This window comes from Prauserella cavernicola (assembly GCF_016595675.1).
In the GTDB taxonomy this organism is placed as follows: Bacteria; Actinomycetota; Actinomycetes; order Mycobacteriales; family Pseudonocardiaceae; genus Prauserella_A; species Prauserella_A cavernicola.
Window position 1 is genome coordinate 198,808 of record NZ_JAENJH010000011.1, and the last position, 21,585, is coordinate 220,392.

At 72.2% G+C, this 21,585-nt stretch carries 22 protein-coding genes; 10 read left to right on the top strand and 12 right to left on the bottom strand.

Annotation, left to right across the window (positions count from 1 at the left end; translation table 11 throughout):
* The first annotated feature begins 52 nt into the window (after nucleotides 1–52).
* From JHE00_RS30890 to JHE00_RS30900, 3 genes are read left to right on the top strand one after another with little or no spacing between them, the layout of a single operon-like run.
* Nucleotides 53–748: a response regulator transcription factor gene (locus tag JHE00_RS30890; protein WP_200324994.1), complete on the top strand. Its 696-nt coding sequence runs from the start codon at nucleotides 53–55 to the stop codon at nucleotides 746–748.
* Entirely contained in the window at nucleotides 745–1,881 is a 1,137-nt protein-coding gene (locus tag JHE00_RS30895) for a sensor histidine kinase (protein ID WP_200324996.1), read from the top strand. The genes JHE00_RS30890 and JHE00_RS30895 overlap by 4 nt, the downstream gene beginning before the upstream one ends.
* Before the next feature lie 17 nt (nucleotides 1,882–1,898).
* Nucleotides 1,899–2,723: an aldo/keto reductase gene (locus tag JHE00_RS30900; RefSeq protein WP_200324998.1), complete on the top strand. Its 825-nt coding sequence runs from the start codon at nucleotides 1,899–1,901 to the stop codon at nucleotides 2,721–2,723.
* 69 nt (nucleotides 2,724–2,792) lie between these two features.
* Here the strand turns inward: JHE00_RS30900 and JHE00_RS30905 are convergent, their stop codons facing one another.
* From JHE00_RS30905 to JHE00_RS30925, 5 genes are all read right to left on the bottom strand, one after another.
* The gene (locus JHE00_RS30905) at nucleotides 2,793–4,901 is read right to left on the bottom strand and encodes a 3-hydroxyacyl-CoA dehydrogenase NAD-binding domain-containing protein (protein ID WP_200325000.1); all 2,109 of its coding nucleotides are present in this window, start codon (nucleotides 4,899–4,901) and stop codon (nucleotides 2,793–2,795) included.
* The gene (locus JHE00_RS30910; RefSeq protein WP_200325098.1) at nucleotides 4,898–6,139 is read right to left on the bottom strand and encodes a thiolase family protein; all 1,242 of its coding nucleotides are present in this window, start codon (nucleotides 6,137–6,139) and stop codon (nucleotides 4,898–4,900) included. Before JHE00_RS30910 ends, JHE00_RS30905 begins: the two co-directional genes overlap by 4 nt.
* 57 nt (nucleotides 6,140–6,196) lie before the next feature.
* On the bottom strand, nucleotides 6,197–7,438 hold the full coding sequence (locus JHE00_RS30915) for a ribonuclease D (RefSeq protein ID WP_200325002.1): 1,242 nt from the start codon (nucleotides 7,436–7,438) through the stop codon (nucleotides 6,197–6,199).
* A gap of 66 nt (nucleotides 7,439–7,504) precedes the next feature.
* Nucleotides 7,505–8,221: a response regulator transcription factor gene (locus tag JHE00_RS30920; protein ID WP_110338478.1), complete on the bottom strand. Its 717-nt coding sequence runs from the start codon at nucleotides 8,219–8,221 to the stop codon at nucleotides 7,505–7,507.
* Between the two features lie 358 nt (nucleotides 8,222–8,579).
* On the bottom strand, nucleotides 8,580–9,143 hold the full coding sequence (locus JHE00_RS30925; RefSeq protein WP_200325004.1) for a DUF3000 domain-containing protein: 564 nt from the start codon (nucleotides 9,141–9,143) through the stop codon (nucleotides 8,580–8,582).
* A 75-nt stretch (nucleotides 9,144–9,218) separates the two neighbouring features.
* On the opposite strand from JHE00_RS30925, the gene hemE reads away from it, so the two are divergent.
* The 5 genes from hemE to JHE00_RS30950 are packed head-to-tail and all read left to right on the top strand — an operon-like array spanning nucleotide 9,219 to nucleotide 13,127.
* Nucleotides 9,219–10,310 (top strand): uroporphyrinogen decarboxylase, encoded by a 1,092-nt coding sequence (hemE, locus tag JHE00_RS30930; RefSeq protein WP_200325006.1) that lies wholly within the window; start codon nucleotides 9,219–9,221, stop codon nucleotides 10,308–10,310.
* Nucleotides 10,311–10,329: 19 nt separating this feature from the next.
* Complete coding sequence (hemG, locus tag JHE00_RS30935; RefSeq protein WP_200325008.1) at nucleotides 10,330–11,742, top strand: protoporphyrinogen oxidase; 1,413 nt, start codon at nucleotides 10,330–10,332, stop codon at nucleotides 11,740–11,742.
* Nucleotides 11,743–11,746: 4 nt separating this feature from the next.
* Nucleotides 11,747–12,439, top strand: coding sequence for a hydrogen peroxide-dependent heme synthase (gene hemQ / locus JHE00_RS30940; protein WP_200325010.1), 693 nt, complete (start codon nucleotides 11,747–11,749; stop codon nucleotides 12,437–12,439).
* Nucleotides 12,440–12,457: 18 nt separating this feature from the next.
* Complete coding sequence (locus tag JHE00_RS30945; protein ID WP_230425253.1) at nucleotides 12,458–12,733, top strand: FitA-like ribbon-helix-helix domain-containing protein; 276 nt, start codon at nucleotides 12,458–12,460, stop codon at nucleotides 12,731–12,733.
* On the top strand, nucleotides 12,726–13,127 hold the full coding sequence (locus JHE00_RS30950; RefSeq protein ID WP_307832192.1) for a type II toxin-antitoxin system VapC family toxin: 402 nt from the start codon (nucleotides 12,726–12,728) through the stop codon (nucleotides 13,125–13,127). Before JHE00_RS30945 ends, JHE00_RS30950 begins: the two co-directional genes overlap by 8 nt.
* A gap of 9 nt (nucleotides 13,128–13,136) precedes the next feature.
* Here the strand turns inward: JHE00_RS30950 and msrB are convergent, their stop codons facing one another.
* The 4 genes from msrB to JHE00_RS30970 form a co-directional block, all read right to left on the bottom strand.
* Nucleotides 13,137–13,562, bottom strand: coding sequence for a peptide-methionine (R)-S-oxide reductase MsrB (gene msrB, locus JHE00_RS30955; protein WP_200325012.1), 426 nt, complete (start codon nucleotides 13,560–13,562; stop codon nucleotides 13,137–13,139).
* A 10-nt stretch (nucleotides 13,563–13,572) separates the two neighbouring features.
* Complete coding sequence (locus JHE00_RS30960; protein ID WP_200325014.1) at nucleotides 13,573–13,869, bottom strand: hypothetical protein; 297 nt, start codon at nucleotides 13,867–13,869, stop codon at nucleotides 13,573–13,575.
* A gap of 43 nt (nucleotides 13,870–13,912) precedes the next feature.
* Nucleotides 13,913–15,448, bottom strand: coding sequence for a serine/threonine-protein kinase (locus JHE00_RS30965; RefSeq protein WP_200325016.1), 1,536 nt, complete (start codon nucleotides 15,446–15,448; stop codon nucleotides 13,913–13,915).
* A 141-nt stretch (nucleotides 15,449–15,589) separates the two neighbouring features.
* On the bottom strand, nucleotides 15,590–16,252 hold the full coding sequence (locus JHE00_RS30970) for a TVP38/TMEM64 family protein (protein WP_307832193.1): 663 nt from the start codon (nucleotides 16,250–16,252) through the stop codon (nucleotides 15,590–15,592).
* A gap of 44 nt (nucleotides 16,253–16,296) precedes the next feature.
* Here JHE00_RS30970 and ligD point away from each other — a divergent pair, with 44 nt between their 5' ends.
* Nucleotides 16,297–17,313: a non-homologous end-joining DNA ligase gene (gene ligD, locus JHE00_RS30975; protein WP_200325018.1), complete on the top strand. Its 1,017-nt coding sequence runs from the start codon at nucleotides 16,297–16,299 to the stop codon at nucleotides 17,311–17,313.
* Nucleotides 17,314–17,318: 5 nt separating this feature from the next.
* Here ligD and JHE00_RS30980 read toward each other — a convergent pair whose 3' ends face one another.
* Both JHE00_RS30980 and JHE00_RS30985 read right to left on the bottom strand, forming a co-directional pair.
* Nucleotides 17,319–17,735 (bottom strand): pyridoxamine 5'-phosphate oxidase family protein, encoded by a 417-nt coding sequence (locus JHE00_RS30980; protein ID WP_200325020.1) that lies wholly within the window; start codon nucleotides 17,733–17,735, stop codon nucleotides 17,319–17,321.
* Between the two features lie 49 nt (nucleotides 17,736–17,784).
* Nucleotides 17,785–19,053 carry an AMP-binding protein gene (locus JHE00_RS30985; RefSeq protein ID WP_200325022.1) on the bottom strand — a complete coding sequence of 423 codons (1,269 nt, stop codon included), beginning with the start codon at nucleotides 19,051–19,053 and terminating at the stop codon, nucleotides 17,785–17,787.
* A gap of 57 nt (nucleotides 19,054–19,110) precedes the next feature.
* On the opposite strand from JHE00_RS30985, the gene JHE00_RS30990 reads away from it, so the two are divergent.
* Nucleotides 19,111–19,959 (top strand): endonuclease/exonuclease/phosphatase family protein, encoded by an 849-nt coding sequence (locus JHE00_RS30990; protein ID WP_200325025.1) that lies wholly within the window; start codon nucleotides 19,111–19,113, stop codon nucleotides 19,957–19,959.
* On the opposite strand, the gene JHE00_RS30995 is transcribed toward JHE00_RS30990, so the two are convergent.
* The gene (locus tag JHE00_RS30995) at nucleotides 19,960–21,468 is read right to left on the bottom strand and encodes an alpha/beta hydrolase (RefSeq protein ID WP_200325106.1); all 1,509 of its coding nucleotides are present in this window, start codon (nucleotides 21,466–21,468) and stop codon (nucleotides 19,960–19,962) included.
* Nucleotides 21,469–21,585 lie beyond the last annotated feature (117 nt).

Sequence of the window (21,585 nt, forward strand, 5' to 3'; positions counted from 1 at the left end):
CCATTCCTCCTTCACACAGGAAGCTCTCAGATATCTGTGACACGGTGTTGACGTGCGGGTATTGGTAGTTGAGGACGAGGCGCCTCTGGCCGAGGCGATCGCGCGCGGACTGCGGCGCGAGGGTATGGCGGTGGACGTCGCGTTCACGGGCGACGAGGGCCACGAGAAGGCGGCCATCACGCGCTACGACGTCGTGCTGCTCGACCGCGACCTGCCGGGGATGTCGGGTGACGATCTCTGCAAGGAGATCGTCACCTCCGGGGAGCTGACGCGCGTGCTCATGCTCACCGCCAGCGGTGCGGTGTCCGACCGCGTCGAGGGACTGTCGCTGGGCGCCGACGACTACCTGGGCAAGCCGTTCGCGTTCCCCGAACTGGTGGCGCGCGTGCGCGCGCTGGGCAGGCGCGCGACGCCGGCCACGCCGCCGGTGCTGACGGCGGCCGATGTCGAACTGGACCCGTCGCGGCGCACCGTGCGCAGGGCGGGTGAACTCGTGGAGCTCACCCGCAAGGAGTTCGGGGTGCTGGAGGTACTGCTCTCGGCGGGTGGCGCCGTCGTCAGCAGTGAGGACCTGCTCGAGCGCGTGTGGGACGAGAACGCCGACCCGTTCACCACCACCGTGCGCGTCACCGTGATGACGCTGCGCAAGAAGCTGGGTGAGCCGGGCATCATCGACACGGTCGTGGGCTCCGGTTACCGGGTGCCGGGCGCGGGCTCGAGTATGGGGTCTGGTTCGCTCGCGGAGTGATCCGCCGTACGGGACTTCCGGTGCGCAGCCTGCGCGCTCGTATCACCGTGCTCGCGACCGTGCTGGCCGCGATCGTCAGCGTCGTGCTGCTGTGGCTGGCGTGGACCCTCGTCGGCGACGCCGTGGCCGCGGTGCCCGACCTGCCGCCGGGCACGCTGGTGCGGGTCGACGGCAACCAGGTGGAGGCCACGGTGCTCGCCGAGCACCTCAAGGATGCCGCGCGGCAGCGGGTGCTGGTCGCGGGGTCGATCGCGTTCTGCTTCGTGGTGGCCGCGGCGGGCGTCCTGGCGTGGACGCTCACCTCGCGTGTGCTGCGCCCGCTGCGCGAGATCACCGACACCGCCCAGCGGCTCTCCGTGGAGTCCATGGGGGAGCGCATCGGTGCACTGTCCACTCGCGACGAACTCGCCGAGCTGGCCCACACCTTCGACGCGATGCTCGACCGGCTGCAGGCCGCGTTCGAGGCCCAGCGGCACTTCGTGGCCAACGCGAGTCACGAGCTGCGCACGCCCTTGGCGGTGATCCGCACCGAGCTGGACGTGACGCTGTCCGACGAGCAGGCCGACGAGCCGGAGCTGCGCCGCATGGCCGGGGTCGTGCGCGACGCCACCGAGCGGGCCGAGCAGCTCGTGGGCTCGCTGCTGCTGCTCGCGCGCACCGACGGTGCGGGCCTCGTGCTGAGTGAGCCCGTGGACCTCGCCGCGGTGGCGAGCAGCGCCTGGAGCGCGGTGAAGACCGAGGCGGAGGGCCGGGGACTGCGGGCGGAGTTCCACCTGCCTCCCGCGCTCACCACGGGTGACTCCGCGCTGCTGGAGCGGGTGGCGGGCAACCTGCTGGAGAACGCCGTGCGGCACAACGTCGATGGCGGCTGGCTGGACGTCGCCACCGAACAGGGCCCGCGCAGGGTGACGTTGCGCGTGCGCTCGTCGGGCCCGCTCATCGACCCCGCCACCGTCTCCGAGCTGTTCGAGCCCTTCCGCAGGGCCGGGGTCGCGCGCACGGCGCGCTCGGGCGCGGGACTGGGGCTCTCGATCGTGCGCGCCGCGGTGCAGGCCCACGGTGGCGTGGTCACCGCCGAGCCGGTGGTCGGTGGTGGGCTCTCGGTCACGGTCCACCTGCCCCCGTCGCCGTAGCGGGTTACGGTCGGGGCATGGTTTCCGAAGTCGAGCTCAACAACGGCGCACGCATTCCCCAGCTCGGGTTCGGGGTCTACAAGATCCCGGACGACGAGGTGGTCACCGCCGTCACCACGGCCTTCGAGGCCGGGTACCGATCCATCGACACGGCGACGCTGTACCGCAACGAGCGGGGTGTCGGCCAGGCCGTGGCGAAGTCCGGGCTCGCGCGGGAGGACGTGTTCGTCACCACCAAGCTGTGGAACACCGATCAGGGCTACGACGAGGCGCTGCGCGCGTTCGACGCCAGCCTGGGCGAACTCGCGCTCGACTACGTCGACCTGTACCTGATCCACTGGCCGGTGCCGAGCAAGGATCGCTACGTCGACACGTGGCGCGCGCTCGAGAAGATCGCCTCCGACGGCCGCGCCCGCACGATCGGCGTCTCGAACTTCCAGGTGGCGCACCTGGAGCGGCTCATCGCCGAGACCGGCGTGGTGCCCGCGGTGAACCAGATCGAGCTGCACCCGTGGCTGCAGCAGGCCGAGCTGCGCGCGTTCCACGCCGAGCACGGCATCGCCACCGAGGCGTGGAGCCCGATCGCGCGCGGCGGCGAGCGGCTCGCGGACAACGAGGTGATCGGCGCGGCCGCGCGCAAGCACGGCAAGACCCCGGCCCAGGTGGTGCTGCGCTGGCACCTGGAGCTCGGCACGATCGTGATCCCGAAGTCGGTGACGCCGGAGCGGATCGCGCAGAACATCGACGTCTTCGACTTCGAGCTCGACCAGGACGACCTCGCGGCGTTCGCGACGCTGGAGGCCGGCGAGCGCCTGGGCCCGGACCCGGACACGCTCAGCTAGTCGTATAACGATCTATACGGCGGCTCCCTGGGGCGCGCGCCCCAGGGAGCCGCCGGTACAGGACCAGGCTCAGGACGCCGGGACCGACGCCACGCCGGGCGCCAGGAAGGGCTTGCCGTTCACGGCCTCCGACACACCCGCGCGGTCCAGGTACGGCGTGATGCCACCGAGCCAGAACGGCCAGCCGGCGCCGAGGATCAGGCACAGGTCGATGTCCTGCGCCTCGGCGACCACGCCCTCGTCGAGCATGATGCGCACCTCCTCGGCCAGCGCGGCGAGCGCCCGTTCCCGCACCTGCTCGGCGGTCGAGGGCGCGTCGCCCTGCTGCCACAGCGCGGCGACCTCGGGGTCGACCGTCTGGTCACCCGAGGAGTCCCACTGCCACACGGCCGACTTCCCGGCCCCGACGAAGCGCCTCAGGTTCTCGCTCACGCCGAAGCGGTCGGGGAACGCGTCGTGCATGGTCTCCGCCACGTGCAGGGCCACGGGCGGGCCGACCAGCTGCAGCAGCGTCAGCGGCGACATCGGCAGCCCCAGCGGGTCGAGCGCGGAGTCGGCGACCTCGAACGGAGTGCCCTCGTCCACCGCGGCCAGCACCTCGCCGAGGAAGCGCGTGAGCAGCCGGTTCACCACGAACGCCGGCGCGTCCTTCACCAGCACGCTCGACTTCTTCAGCTGCTTGGCCACCGCGAACGCGGTCGCCAGTGCGGCGTCGTCGGTCGACTCGCCGCGCACGATCTCCAGCAGCGGCAGCACGGCCACCGGGTTGAAGAAGTGGAACCCGACCACGCGCTCGGGGTGCCGGAGTTCCGCCGCCATCGCGGTGACCGACAGCGAGGACGTGTTGGTCGCGAGGATCGCCTCGGGGCCGACGTGCTGTTCGACCTCGGCGAAGACCGTGCGCTTGACGCCGGGTTCCTCGAACACCGCCTCGATCACGAAGTCGGCATCGGCGAACGCGGCCTTGTCGAGCGAACCCGACACCAGTGCGGTCAGCCGGTTGGCCTCGTCGGGCGAGATCCGCGACTTGTCCCGCAGCTTGCCGATCTCGTCGTGCACAAAGGACACTCCCTTGTCGACCCGCTGCTGGTCGATGTCGGTGAGCACCACGGGAACCTTGAGCCTGCGTACGAACAGCAGCGCCAGCTGGCTCGCCATCAGACCCGCGCCGACGATGCCGACCTTGTTCACGGGCCGGGCCAGTGACCGGTCGGGTGCGCCGGCCGGCCGCTTGGCCCGTTTGTTGACGAGATCGAACGAGTACAGCCCCGCACGCAGCGGGTCGCTCAGCAGCAGGTCCGCCAGCGCGTCGGTCTCGGCCGCGTAGCCCGCGTCGAGGTCGGCGGTCCTGGCGAGCTCGAGCAGCTCGACGGCCTTGGTCGCGCCCGCCGAGGCGCCCTTGGTCCGTCCGTCCACAAGCGAGTGTGCCCGGGCCAGTGCGGCGTCCCACGCCTCGCCGCGGTCGATCTCGGGACGTGCGGGGGAGTGCTCGCCGCGCACGACCTTCGCCGCCCACAGCAGGGACTGCTCCAGGAAGTCGGCGGAGCCGAGCAGCTCGTCGACGATGCCCAGCTTGGCGGCCTGCGCCGGCTTGAGCATCTTGTTCTGGTTCAGCGCGTTCTCGAGGACCACGGTCACCGCGGCGTCGGGCCCGATCAGGTTCGGCAGCAGCTGCGTGCCGCCCCAGCCGGGGAAGAGACCGAGAAACACCTCGGGAAACGACAGCGCCGCGGTGTTGTCGGACAGCGTCCGGTAGTGGCACGACAGTGCGAGCTCGAGCCCGCCGCCCATCGCCGCGCCGTTGACGAAGGCGAAGGTCGGGATCGGCGACTCGGTGAACCGGCGGAACACGTCGTGGCCCGCCTGCGCGATCAGCCGCGCCAGCCCGGGCTCGGAGACCTGCTCGATGCCGGAGAGGTCGGCGCCGACTGCGAACACGAACGGCTTGCCGGTGACGGCGATCGCGGCAGGTCCCGCGGCGACGGCCTCGTCGAGCGCGGTGTTCGGGCTCACCAGGCTCTGCGGGCCGAACGTCGAGGGCCGCGTGTGGTCGTGGCCGTTGTCGATGGTGATCAGGGCGACGGGCGCCTCGAGCCCGGGCACCGGCACCAGCCGGGTCACCGCGCGCGTGACCACCTCGTCGGGAAAGGCCTGCGCGGCCTGCTCCGCGGTAATCACTTGTTCCCCTCCCAGTTCGGGTTCTCCCAGATGACCGAGCCGCCCATGCCGATGCCGATGCACATGGTGGTGAGGCCGTAGCGCACGTCGGGGCGCTCGGCGAACTGGCGCGAGAGCTGGGTCATGAGCCGCACGCCGGACGAGGCGAGCGGGTGGCCGCACGCGATCGCGCCGCCCCACTGGTTGACGCGCGGATCCTGTTCGGCGATGCCGAAGTGGTCGAGGAACGCCAGCACCTGCACGGCGAACGCCTCGTTGATCTCGAACAGGCCGATGTCGTCGATCGACAGCCCTGCCCGCGCCAGTGCCTTCTCGGTGGCTGGCACCGGTCCGACACCCATCACCTCGGGTTCGACCCCGGCGAAGGAGTAGCCGACCAGCCGCATGCCGACGGGCAGGCCCAGCTCGCGTGCCACCGACTCCTCGGCGAGCAGCGCGCCGGTGGCGCCGTCGTTGAGGCCTGCCGCGTTGCCCGCGGTGACCCGGCCGTGCGGGCGGAACGGCGTCTTCAACCCGGCGAGGCCCTCGAGGGTGGTGCCGGGCCGCGGCGGCTCGTCCTCGGTCACCAGGCCCCAGCCGAGCTCGGGGTGCCGCGTCGCGACGGGCACCAGGTCGGGGCCGATGTGGCCCGCCTTCACCGCGTCGGCGAAGCGCTCCTGGCTGCGCACGGCGTAGGCGTCGCAGCGCTGCTTGGTGATGGCGGGGAAGCGGTCGTGGACGTTCTCGGCGGTCTGGCCCATCACCAGCGCGGAGGGGTCCACGAGCTTGTCGGCCAGGAACCGGGGGTTCGGGTCGACGCCCTCGCCCATCGGGTGCCTGCCCATGTGCTCGACGCCGCCCGCGACCACCACGTCGTAGGCGCCGAACGCGATGCCGCTCGCGGTGGTGGTCACCGCGGTCATCGCGCCCGCGCACATCCGGTCGACGGCGAAGCCCGGCACCGACTTGGGCAGCCCGGCCAGCAGCGCGGCGGTCCGGCCGATGGTCAGGCCCTGGTCGCCGATCTGCGTGGTCGCGGCGACGGCGACCTCGTTCACGCGCTCGGGCGGCAGCTCGGGGTGCCGCCGCAGCAGCTCGCGGATGACCTTGACGACGAGGTCGTCGGCCCGGGTGTGGGCGTAGACCCCTTTCTCACCCGCCTTGCCGAAGGGGGTTCGCACCCCTTCGACGAAGGCGACGCTGCGCGCGGTTGCGGCTACGGATGCTCCTTGGTGCGGAAGGTCGAGATACTCGGATATCCGCACCCTAGCCTCAGTTACCCGTCGGTAACCAGGCGGGAGCCCCTGTCGGGTGGTTCACGCCGTGGCGTGCAGCGCCTTGCTGATCTCCGCCGCGGTGAGCTCCACCTGCCACGGCCGCGCGCCGTTCTCCCGCAGCGTCGCCGCGACGCCCTCGGGCGAGAGGTCCTCCGGCGGCCGCCAGCACGTCCGCCGGAGCAGGTCCGGCAGCAACAGGTTCTCGACCGGGAGCCGGTGGTGTTCGGCCAGCGTGGTCAGCGCCGCGCGCGCGGCGGAGAGCCGGGCGGCGGCGTCGGGGTCCTTGTCCGCCCAGCGGTTGGGCGGGGGAGGACCGTCGTTCGGCACCGACGGGCTCGGCAGCTCCGAGGAGGGCAGCACGCGGGCCGCCTGGAGGTGCCGTAGCCAGTTGTTCGTGTACCGGCGTTGCACTCGGCCGCTGAAGACCGGCAGCTCCTGCAGCTCCGCGATGGTGCGCGGGTCGGCGAGCACGGCGTTGATGATCGCGCTGTCCGGCAGCACCCGGCTCGGAGCACGGTCGCGCTTGCGGGCCTGCTCGTCGCGGGCCTCCCACAGCGCGCGCACGGCCGCGAGTCCCTTGGCGGTGCGGATCTTGTGGATGCCCGAGGTGCGCCGCCACGGCTCGGCCCTCGGCGCGGGCGGCGGTGCCGTGCGGACGGCCTCGAACTCCTGCTGGGCCCACTCGAGCTTGCCCTGTGCGGAGAGCTCGGCCTCCAGCTTCTCGCGCAACGGCACGAGCAGTTCGACGTCGAGGGCGGCGTAGTTGAGCCAGTCCGGCGGCAGCGGCCGCTTCGACCAGTCGGCGGCGCTGTGGCCCTTCTCCAGCTGGTAGCCGAGCAGGACCTCGACGAGCGTGCCGAGAGCGACCCGCTCGTAGCCCGCGAGCCTGCCGGCCAGCTCCGTGTCGAACAGCGACGGCGGATGCAGGTCGAGCTCGGCGAGGCACGGCAGGTCCTGGGAGGCGGCGTGCAGCACCCATTCGGCGCCGCTGAGCACCTCGGCGAGCGGTTTCAGCTCGTCGCGGACGGGGATGGGGTCGATGAGGAACGTGCCAGCGCCCTCGCGTCTCACCTGCACCAGGTACGCCTTGGGCCAGTACCGGTACCCGGAGGCCCGCTCGGTGTCGACGGCGATCGAGCCGCTGCCCGCCGCCAGCGCGTCGCACGCTTCGCGCAGCGCGGCGGCGTCCGAGATCACCGGCGGGGTTCCACCGGCGGGCTCGGTCAGCGGGATGGGCGCAGACTCCTCCAGCGTCTCGGAGGCGTGATCTGCGTTTTCCACAAGAATGAACCCTACGGGACGAGCTTGCCGCGCCTGGCTCGCCCGTCCCGCAGGGACGTCCTGTGCCTAGCGGATGACGCCGGCACGCATGGCCAGCGCCACCATCTGGGCCCGGTCGCCGGTGCCCAGCTTGCGCCCGATCCGCGACAGGTGTGACTTCACCGTGAGCGCGGAGAGGCTGAGCTCTTCACCGATCTCCTTGTTGGACTGCCCGTCGGCGACCAGCTGCAGTACCTCGACCTCGCGCGCCGAGAGCTCACGCGGGGTGTTGTCGGTGCCTGCGACCCTGGTGCCGGTGGCCAGCACAGGGGCCACGCTCGGGTCGGCGTAGACGCCGCCCTCGAGGACCCTGCGCACACCGTCGGTGACGACCACCGGCGATGCGGACTTCAGCAGGTAGGCCTGGGCACCCGCCTGGAACGCCGACCGAACCGCGTACGGGTCGTCCGACGAGGCGAGCACCACGACCCTGGGCCACCCGTTGCTGCGGAGTTCGGTGACCAGCTCGATACCGCTTCCGTCCGGAAGTCCGAGATCGAGGATGGCGAGGTCGCACGGACCCGTGGCCGCCGCTCTCGCCCTTGCCTCGGCTACGGTGGCAGCCTCGTGAACCGTTCCGGCGCCCATCTGCGCCAGTCGTGCGGCAATCGCCTCCCTCAAAAGTGGGTGGTCATCGACCACCAGCACGGAAAACAACTCTTCCCGCGGATGCGGAACCATGCTCGCCGGCAAAGCACCGGCTGGCGTGGAACGAACGGCCTGCGAAAAGCCGACGGCAGCCACGTCACTACCTCCCTGGAGTCGGTCGTGCCCCCCGACCGGCACCGGGACTTTCGGCCAATCAGCCGCGCCAGCTTTAGACCGAAAGTGGTGTCGTCGGATGCACTCTAGCCGCCCGAGTGGGTCAGTGGGGGGATCGAACGGGTATCGATCCCGATCGGGTAGTTACTCGCTGCCGCTCATGTAGCACGTTCGGGTTAATGCGCATGGGGTGGTTAACGGACGGCGCATCAACGGCGATGTAACTAGTTTGCGGAGGTCAAACGGCTCATGCAGACGCCGCGTGCACAGGCTGTCGCGAGCCGGTGGTACGACCTGAAGTATCGGCGGGGGCCGCAACGGTCCCCGTGCGGGGGCCTCGCTACGACGACTGGCGCTGTTCGAACAGCGTTACTCCAACCGGCGGAAGACCTGCGTAGCTCGCCATGACCTGACAAAATGCCTCGCCGTGCGCGAGCAGCTCCGCGCTCGTGGGTGTCCAGGACGCCCTCAGTTCGAGATCGTCGGTCCGCGTGGGGCCCGAGATGTCGCCGAACCTGGCGGACGAGGTCTCGGTGACCGTGCCGCCCAGCGCGGTCCAGGACGCCCCGGACGACTCCAGCGCGTCCGTCAGCCACGCCCAGCCCACGGTCGGCAGGAACGGGTCGGTGGCCAGTTCGCGGTCGAGGCCGGCCCGCACGTAGACGACGAGCCGGAACACGCCGTCCCAGGCCTCCTGGCCCTCGGGGTCGTGCAGCAGGACGAGTCGCCCAGACACCGCCACGTCTTCGGGCCCGGTGGTCTCGCACCCCAGTGCGTAGGACCACGGGGCGAGCCGTTGCGGCGCCCTGATGGGCTCGAGGGTCACCTCGGGCCGGGGCCGCACCGATCGCAGTGCTGCTACGGCATCTCGGAACTCTTCCGGAGCCTGCGTCATGGCGGTCACCGCCCGACTGTAGAGCGCTGCCGGACGGGGACCGGCGAGGACGCGCCGAGAACAGGTCATGGCACGATAACGATGATGACAACGCCTCCGATCTCCCCTCCGGTCTCGCGCGCGAGCACCTCGACGCCGCGCCGTGACCTCGCCGACGCTCCGCTGCTCGTCGCGGCGCGCGGAGGCCGTCCCTCGCGAGTACCCGTGTGGTTCATGCGCCAGGCGGGCCGGTCGCTGCCCGAGTACCGGAAGCTGCGCGAGGGCGTGTCGATGCTCCAGGCGTGCGCCGACCCGGAGATGCTCGCCGAGGTCACGCTGCAGCCGGTGCGCAGGCACGACGTCGACGCGGCCATTCTGTTCAGTGACATCGTCGTGCCGCTGCACGCCGCTGGTGTGGACATCGACATCGTGCCCGGCACCGGCCCCGTCGTGGCCTCGCCGGTGCGCACGCGGGAGGCCGTCGCCGCGCTGCCCTCGCTCGAGGCGGACCAGGTCGCCGCTGTCAGCGACGGCATCGGGCTGCTGCTGGAGCGGCTGGGGACCACGCCGCTGATCGGCTTCGCGGGCGCGCCGTTCACGCTCGCGTCCTACCTCATCGAGGGCGGGCCGAGCCGCAACCACGAGCACACCAAGGCACTCATGCACGCCGAGCCGCAGCTCTGGCACGAGCTGGCCGGCAAGCTCGCCGACATCACCCTCGCGTTCCTGCGCGCCCAGCTGGACGCCGGGGTCGACGCGATCCAGCTGTTCGACTCGTGGGCGGGCGCGCTCTCGCCGAAGGACTACCGCGAGTTCGTGCTGCCGCACTCGGCGAAGGTGCTGGCCGGGGTCGGTCACTACGGCGTGCCGCGCATCCACTTCGGTGTCGGCACCGGCGAGCTGCTGCCCTCGATGCGCGACGCGGGCGCCGACGTCGTCGGCGTGGACTGGCGCGTGCCGCTCGACGAGGCCACCCGCAGGCTCGCGCTGCCCGACGGGCCCGCGCCGGTCGTGCAGGGCAACCTCGACCCGGCGCTGCTGATGGCGTCGTGGCCGGTGATCGAGGCCGAGGTGCGCCGCATCGTCGCCGAGGGCCGCTCGGCCGGCGGGCACATCTTCAACCTGGGCCACGGCGTGCTGCCCGACACCGACCCCGAAGTGCTGACGAGGGTCGTGGAGCTGGTCCACAGCCTGTGACCGGGAGAGCGAGGGCAGTGTGAGGGTCGCCGTCGTCGGAGGTGGCATCTCCGGGCTCACCGTCGCCTACCGGCTGCGGCAGCGGCTCGGAGACGGGGCCACGATCACGGTGTGCGAGTCGAGTCCCGTGCTGGGCGGCAAGCTGCACACCGCCGAGCTCGCCGGGCGGCCGTTCGACGTCGGCGCCGAGGCGTTCCTGGCCCGCAGGCCCGAGGCGCTCGCGCTCGCCCGCGAGGTCGGGCTCGAGGCCGACCTGGACCACCCGACTCCCGCTTCCGCGACCGTGCGGGCCGGAGGCCGGACGCTGCCGCTGCCGCGCGGCACGCTCATGGGCGTGCCAGCCCGCGGCGACGCCGTGGCGGGACTGCTGTCGGACGAGGGCAGCCGCAGGGTCGAGGCGGAGTCGACGCTGCCGGGCCTGACACTGCCCGACGGCGCCGACTCGGACGTCTCGCTGGGCGGGCTGCTGCGCGAGCGTTTCGGCGACGAACTGGTCGACCGGCTCGTCGACCCCCTGCTCGGCGGCGTCTATGCCGGCGGTGCCGATGGACTCGGACTGCGCGCGACCCTGCCGGGCCTGGCGGCGGCGATCGACCGTGGTGCCGCGTCGCTCACCGAGGCCGCCGCGGCGCAGCTGCCCGCCAACCCGAGCACCGCGCCCGTCTTCGCCACGCTGACCGGGGGACTCGGCACGCTCGTGGAGCGCCTGGCGAAGGAGTCCGCGGCCGACCTCCGCCTCGGCGAGCCGGTCCGCGAGCTGACGCGGCTGTCCGAGGGTGGCTGGCGGCTCACGTTCGGCGCGGCCGCCGCGGCCCACGCGCCCGCCGATGCCGAGCTGACCGCCGATGCCGTGGTGCTCGCCGTGCCCCCGTCCGCCGCGAGCAGGCTGCTCGCCGACGTGGTCCCGGCCGCCGCCACGGAGCTGGCCGCGATCGAGCTGGCCTCCATGGCGGTCATCGGGCTCGCGCTCCCGCCGGGAACGGAGCTGCCCCAGGCGTCCGGGGTGCTCATCGGCGCCCGCGAACGCCGAACCGACGGCGGGCTGTTCACCGCCAAGGCGTTCACGTTCTCCGCGCGCAAGTGGGCCCACCACACCGCCGACGGCGCACCCGTGCTCCTCCGCGGCTCCGTGGGCCGCTTCGGCGACACCGGGACCCTGCGCGCCACCGACGACGAGCTGTTGCGGCTCGTGCGCCGGGACCTCGCCGAGCTCACCGGCGTCACGGCCGAGCCGGTGGACGCGGTGGTGCGGCGCTGGGGCGGCGGGCTGCCGCAGTACGGCGTCGGCCACGTCGAGCGCGTCGCGCGGATCGAACGCGCCGTCGCCGACGTGCCCGGCCTCGCCCTCGCGGGCGCGGCACTGCACGGCGTGGGAGTGCCCGCCTGTATCGCGACCGCCGACGCCGCCGTGCAGCGCGTGGTGGGACGATAGGCGCATGGCGCGCCTGAACTACCAAGAACTCAACGACACCATCCGCTACACCGCCTGGTCGGTCTTCAAGGTCAACGCGGGCACGCTGCCCGAGGACCGTGGCCCTTCGGCGCAGGAGACCACCGCCTACCTCGACGCGCTCGAGGACAAGGGTGTGGTGGTGCGCGGGGTCTACGACGTCGCGGGTCTGCGGGCCGACGCGGACTACCTGATCTGGTGGCACGCCGAGGAGATCGAGCAGGTCCAGGCCGCCTACACCGGGTTCCGCCACACGCCGCTGGGCCGTGCCTCGACGCCGGTGTGGAGCCAGGTCGCGCTCCACCGGCCCGCGGAGTTCAACAAGAGCCACATCCCCGCGTTCCTCGCCGGTGAAGAAGCCCGCAAGTACGTGTGCGTGTACCCGTTCGTCCGCTCCTACGAGTGGTACCTGCTCCCGGACGACGAGCGCCGCAAGATGCTCGCCGACCACGGCAAGGAAGCCCGCGACTACCCGGACGTGCGGGCCAACACGGTGGCGTCGTTCGCGCTGGGCGACTACGAGTGGATCCTCGCGTTCGAGGCCGACGAGCTGCACCGCATCGTCGACCTCATGAGGCACCTGCGCGGCACCGAGGCCCGCCTCCACGTGCGCGAGGAGATCCCGTTCTACACCGGCACGCGCGTGGAGCCAGGCGAACTGATCCGCAACCTGCCGTAATAGCGCTAAAATAGCGCTATGGCGACGATCCAGATCCGTAACGTCCGCGACGAGGACTACCAGGCGTTGCGGCAGGCCGCGGAGGCCGAGGGCAAGTCGCTGCAGGCGTACATGCAGGAACAGGCCTCCGTGCTGGCCCGCAGGGCGAAGAAGCGGGCCGCGTTCCACACGGTCCGTTCCGCCGTGGCCGACGACGGTGGCGGCGGGGTGAGCACCGACAGCATCGTCGCCGACCTCGACGCGATCAGGGGTCCGTGGCCCGGCGACGGTTCCGACAGTTCCGCGCGTGGTTGACGAGCTGGTCGTCGACGCGTCGGCGATGGTGAAGGCGCTCACCGGCTCCGGTCCGCGGGCCCGTGAGCTCGCGGACCGGCTCAGTGCCGCCGAGCTGCACGCCCCGCACCTGCTGGACGCCGAGGTGGGCGACGTGGTGCGGCGCCAGGCGCTGCACGGCCGACTGGCCGAGGACGTCGCCGCCGCGGCGCTGTGGTCGCTGGACGCGGTGCTCGACGCCCGCTACCCGCATGCTGGCCCGCTGGCACGCGCCGCGTGGGAGCTGCGCGACCGGGTGCGGTTCTACGACGCGCTCTACGTGGCGCTGGCCGCCCGGCTGGAGCTGCCACTGCTCACCTGCGACGCCCGGCTCGCGCGAGCTCACCGCCTCCCGTGCGTGGTCGAGGTGGTGTGAGCCTCGCGCTCAGCCCTCGGACGGCACCAGGCGCAGCGAGACCGAGTTGATGCAGTAGCGCTGATCGGTGGGCGTGTCGTAGCCCTCGCCCTCGAAGACGTGACCGAGGTGGCTGTGGCAGGTCGCGCACAGCACCTCGACGCGCACCATGCCCAGCGTGCGGTCCTCGCGCAGGATCACGGCATCGGTGTCGGCGGGGTCGAAGAACGACGGCCAGCCGCAGTGACTTTCGAACTTCGTGTCGCTGCGGAACAGCTCGGCGCCGCACGCGCGGCACTCGTAGGCCCCGGTGGTCTTCGTGTCGGTGTACTCGCCGGTGAAGGGCCGCTCCGTGGCCGCCTGGCGGAGCACGGCGTACTCCTCGGGGCTGAGCTGGGCGCGCCATTCCTGGTCGGTCTTCTGAACGCGAGGGGTGGTTCCGGCGGCGTGTTCCATGCCTTCCAGATTACCTGGTCAGCCAGTTCATCAGGTTTCCCAGCGTGTCCCACGCGGTGAACAGGACCCCGGCCAGGATCAGGCACACGACCAGCACGGCGACCAGCCAGCGCAGCCCGCCCGCGCGGTTGCTGCCCTCGGCGAACTCGGAGACGCCGCGCAGCGAGCCCTCGATGGTGAACGCCGGGTCGCAGCGCTGCATGCGGTCGAGATGGGCCGCGAAGGCCTGGGCGTCGGGGTCGTCCGGATCCAGGCCGACGAGCTCGTCGTCGAACCGCGAGTGGCGGTGGGCCTGGTCGTCGGTCATGGCTCCACGGTAGGTCACGCCCGGGCCGGAGCGAAGCGGCCCGTCAGCTCTGGGAGTTGTGGCCTGGCCTCGGGTCGCTGTCGATCACGAGCCCGCCACCGTTGTCGATCACGCGCAGGTACATCTGTTGCAGGCCGTTGCCGAAGTCGACGCCGATCCGGATGTCGACGGAGCCGTCCGCGTTGTTCTGGCGCTTGTACGCCTCGGCGCCCCGGATGTCGTTGACGTCCTGCTCGTCCCAGAAGTCCTCGAAGGCCTGCTGGTCGCCGAACTTGGCCTGGACGGCGGGTGTCAGCCGGTCCCACGACGATTCCGGGTCGCTGTAGAAAGCGACCGCGGTGTTGCCTGCCTGCCCCCAGTCGACCGGCGCGCCACTGTTGGAGGCGTTACCCGACGACTCCGGGGCGCTGGGCGAGCTCTCGGACGGCGGGGGGTTGTTCTGGCTCTGGGATGTGCCGCCCGCGTTCGTGTCGCCGTTGTCGCCGTTCGAGGTGAGCACGATGGTCAGGACCGCCGCGATGACGAGCACCGCCACACCGAGGGCGCCGAACACGAGCGGCTTGCGTCTGGCGCCGTTCGGGCCGGAGGGCTGGCGCGGCGGCGGCACGGGCGTGCCGGCCGTGGTCGGGTTGCGCGGCGGGCCGCTGGGCGACTGACCACGCTGCCAGGGCGGCGAGACGGGTGCCGCGGCGGCCACGGCAGCGGGCTGTGGACCCGACTGCGGCATGCCGATCGGGGGAGCGACCCTGGTCGCGCCCAGCGCCTTGCCATTGCTCTCGCCCGCGGCGAGCGCGGCGAGCCGGTCGCGCGCCTCGCTCATCGTCGGCCGCTCCTCGGGCTCGGCCCGCAGCAAGTTCATGAGCAGGGCCGTCGCCGGGCCGGCGTGGGTGGGCGGGTTCAGCTTGCCGCTGGCGGCGGCGTAGAGCAGGGCCAGCTGGTTGGTGCTGTCGCCGTAGGGAGGCAGCCCCTCGATGGCGTGGTACAGCGTCGCGCCCAGCGAGAACACGTCGGAGGCGGGCTTCGGATCGGCGCCGCGGGCCAGCTCGGGGGCGAGGTAGGCGGGCGTGCCGCCGATGAGGCCGGTCTGGGTCAGCGTCAGGTCCCCGGCGGCACGGGAGATGCCGAAGTCCATGATCTTGCACACGCCGTTGTCGTCGATGAGGATGTTGCCCGGCTTGACGTCGCGGTGCACGATCCCGGCGCGGTGCGCGGCGACCAGCGCGGCGGCGACCTGCTCGCCGATCCGGGCGATCTCGCCGACCGGCAGCGTGCCGCGCTCGGCGAGGATCGCGGAGAGGCTCTTCGAGGGCAGATACTCCATCACGAGACACGGATCACCGTCGTGCTCGGCGATGTCGAACACCACGATCGCGTTCGGGTGCTGGAAGCGGGCGGCGTTCTTCGCCTCGCGCATGGCGCGCTGGCGGACGACGGACCGCTCCGACTCGGAGAGCCCCGGCTGCGTCAGGATCTGTTTGACGGCGACCGAACGCTCAAGACGCTCATCGATCGCTCGCCAGACGGTGCCCATGGCACCACTGCCGATGTGCTCAACGAGGCGATAGTGGCCTGCGATCAACTGACCGGTGTCGATGACGCCTTCTCCTCGGCTACTTCTCGCGATCGTGAATGGACTCAGCGCGATGATCCGGTTCGCGCACCCGACCGAGTGTAGCGGTGCCCTCTCGGTGATCCACGTGAACCGCCGGTGAGCGCCGGATCAGTTCAGCGCACGTTCAGGTTCAGCGGGATGCGGCTGTGTGGTGCGGATGACCCGTAGCAACCCTAGCGCGCCCAGCCCGGCGAAGACCACATAGCAGGCAACCAAAAGCGGTGGTGTGGTCCCCGTCAGCGCGTCGCCGAGCACCACCACGGCGACCGTGCCGGGGAAGCTGCCGAGCGCCGTGCCGATCAGGTACGGCCGCAGCCTCAGTGAGGAGACTCCACACAGATAACTCAGCGGAGCAAAGGGAATCACGGGAATGAGCCGCAGCGAGGCCACGGCGAGCACGCCGCCGCCCGCGAGCCGCGCGTTCACCGAGCGCACCGGTGCGCGATGCAGGTGCCGCAGCACGACCTCCCTGCCGAGGCCGCGCGCGAGCAGGAAGCCCAGCACCCCCGAGAGGGCGGTGGCCGTGAGTGCCACGACGACGCCGACGACCTCGCCCAGCAGCAGGCCCGCCGCCAGGTTGAAGACCGTGCGAGGCAGGGGAAGGACCGTGAACACGACGTAGGCCAGCAGGAACAGCGCCACGGCCGCCGGGCCCGCGTCCTGGGCCATCGTGCGCAGCTCAGCCGGGCTCGGGATGGGCAGGATGATCGCCGCCACCACGGCCGCCACGACCAGGACGAGCCCGGTGATCAGCTTGGTTCTTCCCGCCACCTCTTCACGGTAGTGCACGCGCGGGCACGGCCTAAGCTCACACCGTGGCGAAACGCGGTGAAGCGGTGGAGTACGAGGTCGGTGGACGCACGGTGCGGGTGTCCAATCCGGACAAGGTCTACTTCCCCGAACGGGGAATCACCAAGAGGCAGGTGGTGGAGCACTACCTCGATGTGGCCGAGCCGCTGATGCGCGCCGTCGGCGATCGGCCTACCACGCTGAAGCGCTTCGTCAACGGCGTCACCGGCGAGGCGTTCTACGCCAAGCGGGTGCCCAAGGGCGCCCCGGACTGGGTTCAGACCGCCCGCATCACCTTCCCGTCGGGGCGCACCGCCGACGAGGTCTGCCCCACCGAGCCCGCCGTACTCGCGTGGGCCGCCAACCTCGGCACCTTCGACTTCCACCCGTGGCCGGTGCGCCGCGCCGACGTCGATCACCCCGACGAGCTGCGCATCGACGTCGACCCGCCGGACACCGCGGGCTTCGCGGACGCCGTGCACGTCGCTGGCGTGGTGCGCGAGGTACTGGCCGACGCGGGCCTGGTGGGCTATCCGAAGACCTCGGGTGGACGCGGGGTGCACGTCCTCGTGCGGATCCGGCCGGAGTGGGACTTCGTGGACGTGCGGCACGCCGTGATCGCGCTGGGCAGGGAGGTCGAGCGGCGCACCCCGGGCCGGGCGACGATCGCGTGGTGGAAGGAGGAACGCGCCGGCCGGGTGTTCCTGGACTACAACCAGGCGGCGCGCGACCGCACCGTCGCCTCGGCATGGTCGGTGCGGGGCACGCCGCGCGCGACCGTCTCGATGCCGCTGACCTGGGAACAACTGGCCGACGCCGACCCCGACGACTTCGACGTGCTCACCGCGGCGGGTCTGCTCGCCGAGTACGGCGACGCCCACGCCGGGATCGACGCCGAGGCGTTCGGTATCGACGCGCTGCTGGAGGCCTACGCCCGCGACGAACGCGACCACGGCCTGGGCGAGATGCCGTACCCGCCGGACTACCCGAAGATGGCGGGCGAGCCCAAGCGGGTGCAGCCCAGCAGGGCCCGCGATGACTGAGCGCCTCAGGCCGCGCCGTCGCGCACGGTGTAGCCGGTGACGAACTCCGGTGGCAGGCGCAGCAGCACGCTCTGCCGTGGCCCGGTTTCGGGGCGCTGGAACAGGCTCTCGCACCGGGTGATGGCGTCGACGCCCAGCACCAGCTCCGCCTTGCCCGTCACGCTCACGCTCCAGCCGAGGTGGTCCTCGGGGCTGATGACGTCGGCCTCGTAGGCCACGATCTGGCCCGCGGCCGAGTCGAGGTCCGAGCCCGAGTGGCCGCGGATGATGACGTCACCGCCGTCGAGCGTGTGCCCGGCGGGGCGGATGGCGGGCAACGCGTGCAGCGTGAAAGCGACCCGCCCGAAGGACACCGTGCCGAGAAGGCGGAGTGCCGCGATGCTGGTGAGTTTCTCGATGCGCCGGGGGGCGGCGTCGTTCATGGGGTGCAGTATTCGGTCGGCCCCGGACGGGACATAGGGCACAAAGTCCTCACGTGGGCTGATCACCGACTCCGCCGAGACTGCGGAAGCCGCCGTCCTCGGTGAGCACGCCGAGCGAGCCCGTGGGAAACCACCCGTCGGCGGTCAGCGAGGGCGCCGCGGGCTCCGGAGAGCCGAGGACCGCGTCGACGACGCCCTGCCCTCGGAACTGCAGCTCACCCTGTTCGCCGGGTGGCAGGGCCTGTCCCGACACCGGGTCGGCGACCCGCACCTCGAGCTCGGGCGACACCGGCCGCCCTCCCGGCTGCCAGCGCCGGGGTGTCGGCGCGTCGTCCGGCCACACCGCGGCGGGCAGGAGTACCTCCGAGGAGCCGTGGACGCCGGTGCTGGTGACGCCGAACTCCTTCTCGGCCCAGCCCGAGGCCTCGGGGGCGCCCTCGGGCGCGCCGGTGACGCCGAACCAGCGCCAGGTCGGCAGGTCGCGGTGCCTGCGGCGCCAGGCCTCGGCGAGGCGATGGGCGGTGCCGTCGTCGACCGCGAGGTGGGTGGCGCCGAACCGGGCCATGTCGTCGAGCAGGGTGTCCTCGTCGCAGCCGGGTTCCAGCAGGCAGCCCGCTCCGCCCGCCAGCGCGGCGACGGCGAGGCCGAAGCCGGGCACGGTGGTGATCGGCTGGCTGCACGCCACCAGGTCGTCGTCGCGGATGCCCAGCGCGGCGGCCGCGGCCTGCGCGTGCCGCACGACCACCGACTCGCGGTACGCGGCGAGGCCAGGGGCGAAGGCCACGGCGAGCTCGTCGCCGCGGGTCTGGGGCATCGGCATGCCCGCCGTCGTCGCGCTCGGCAGCCACGCGCCACCGCCGACGTCCCACGGCGACGGGTCGATGGGCTGCCTGCGGTGCGGCCCGGCGACCACCGACACCGCGGGCACCGGCGCGCCCGAGGTCGCGACGGCCTGGCGCAGGGGTTCCACGAGGTCGTGCCCGAGCCCGGTCGCGAGCGCCACGACCCTCGGCCTGGTCCGGCCAAGCACCGGCGCGATGGCGTCGGCGGGCGAGCGCGGGTCGAGGCCGACCACGTGCGCACCGAGCGACGCCGCGGCGATGTGCCAGTCGAGGAGCACACTCCAGTTGGGCAGCCACACGGCCACCCCGTCTCCACGGCCGACACCTGCCGTCGCGAGATCCGCGCGCAACTGCAGCGTGCGCCGCCACAGTTCGGAGCGGCTCACGTGTACAGGCAGTCCGGGATCGGCGTCGATCGCGATGAGTGCGTGCGGGTCGCGCTTGGTCAGGCCGGCGAGCAACGACAGAAGATTCACCGGGCGCCAGCGAAACACTCCCCACGGTCCGCGTCAAGTGCCCGTAAGTTGATCGTCATGCGAGGGCTCAGGGTGATCGTCATCGGCGTCGTTGTGCTACTGCTCGCCGCGCCCGTTCCGGCGAGTGCGCGCGAGGAGCCGGTGTTGCGGGCTCTGAGCTTCAACGTCCACGCGGGGATCGGCACCGACGGCGTTCTCGATCTCGAGCGGACCGCGGCCGTGATCAGGGACAGCGGCGCGGATGTCGTGGGGCTGCAGGAGGTCGACGTGCACTGGTCCGACCGCAGCGGATACGCCGACCAGGCCACCGAGCTCGGCCGCCTCACCGGCAGGCACGTGTTCTTCGCGCCGATCTACGACCTCGATCCCGAGCCCGGCCACACCGAGCGCAGACGTTACGGAGTCGCGATCCTCAGCAGGCACCCGATCGTCGCCGCCGTGAACCACCCGCTCACGCGGCTGTCCACGGTCGAGCCCGACCCGGTGGCCGAGCCGATGCCCGGTTTCGCCGAGGCGGTGGTGTCGGTGCGTGGCAGGCCCGTGCACGTCTACGCGACGCACCTCGACCACCGGCCCGATCCGGCGGTACGGGCCACCCAGGTGCGCGAGACGGTCGACCTGCTCGACGGCGACCCGCCGGGAGCGCGGCAGGTGTTGCTCGGCGACCTCAACGCGGAACCGGGCGCGCCCGAGCTGGCACCGCTGTTCGCCAGCGCACGCGATGCGTGGGCCTCGGCCGGCGCGGGGGCGGGGCACACGTTCCCGGCGCATGCTCCGGACTCGCGGATCGACTACGTGACGTTCGCGGGCCCGCTCGCCGCGCGGGCCGTGTCGGTTCCCGCGACCGAGGCCTCGGATCACCGGCCCGTGCTCGCGGAGCTCACCCCGCGGAGGCCGGGGCGCTAGCTACGCGGGGCAGAGGGTGCCGTCCTCGGGCACCGTGCCGTCGGCGAGGAACGCCCGCACCGCCTCGGCCACGCACGGCGACCCGAGCGCACCGTGTCCGGTGCCCTGCCACGCGACGCGCACCGCGCTGGGGATCTGCTCGGCCGCGCGGATCGTGCCCTCCTCGGGGGTGACCGGGTCGGTCGCGGTGCTGACCACCACGATCGGGGGCTCGCCGTCGGTGCCGATCTCCGGCAGTGCCTCGCGCCTGCTCGGCCACGGGCTGCACCACGTGAGCTCCTGCGCCACGACGGCGCCGAACACCGGGTGCTCGTCGCCGAGCTGACCGGTGACCTGCTCCAGCTGGTCGGCGGGCAGCCGGGCCGAGGAGTCGTTGCAGCGCGTCGCGAGCACGCCGTCGAACCGGGGCGCGGTGAGGTCGTCGTCCTGCAGCGCGGGTGCCACGAACGCGGCGAGTGGTGCGCCGTCGCCGCCGCGCGCGGCGGCCAGGGCATCGGCGAGCTCGGGCCAGCGCTGCCGCTCGGCCAGTCCGTCAAGCACCGCGCGCAGGGCCAGCCCCGGCCCGAGCACGATGCCGTCAGGGCCTTCGTCGGTCCGCAGCGGGCTGGTCCTGAGCCGGTCGGTCAGCTCGGTGACCGCGCCGCGCGCGTCGCCGCCGAGCGGGCAGTCCCGGTCGGCGCAGTCCTCGCCGAACGCGTCGAGGGTCGCCTCGGCGCCGCCCGCGACGCCGTCGAGCACGGAGGCCAGGTCGGTGGAGGGGTCGGGCACGCCGTCGAGCACGACCCTGCCCACGCGGTCGGGATAGCGGGCGCCGTAGATCGCGACGGCCTTGGATCCCTCGCCGTGGCCGAGCGCGTTGAGCCGCTCGAGTCCCAGCTGCTGTCGCAATTCGTCGAGGTCTCCCGCCGCGCGCCAGCTGTCGAACGCGCCCTGCTCCTCCTCGAGGTTGATCGCGCACTGCTGGCCCGCGGTGCGCGCCTCGTCGAGTGCGGGCGTGACGCCGCGCTGCGGGTCGTGTCCGAGCAGCGCCGCGCGCGTCTCCGGTGGGACGCAGCGGACGGCGTCGGAGTCGCCGGTGCCCCTGCGGTCGACGCCGATGAGGTGGAACCTGCTCAGCAGCTCGTCCGGTAGCGACTGCGCGAGCCGTGCGGCGTAGAGCGTGCCGGGCTCGCCGTCGATGTCGTTGACCACCGCGAGCGGGATCGGCCCTTCGCCGACCTTGAGCAGAGCCATGCGCGTGATTCCGCGGCGCGGCAGGTCGGGTGCGTCGAGCGTGGTGGTGATGCGCGCGCACTCGAAACTCTGCGAACCGGCCGCCTGGCCGCCGCCGAGCCGGGCGCGGGTGGTGTCGGTGCAGTCGCCCCAGGGGATGTCGCTCGCGCTCGGCTCCTCGAGCTCGGGCAGCGGCACGTCCTGCGGCGCGGCGCTCTGCTGCGTGGGCGGCGGCCCGTCGTTCTCGACCACCGCGGGGCGGGTGGAGGGACCCGCCGTGCACCCGGTGACGATCATCAGCGGGACCAGCGCGGCGACGGTCAGAACTCGGGCACGACCACGGCGCGGCACTGGCTGGGTCCTCACTTCCCCTATGACGGAGCCTGCAACGAGCTCAACCCTCGCATGCGGGCG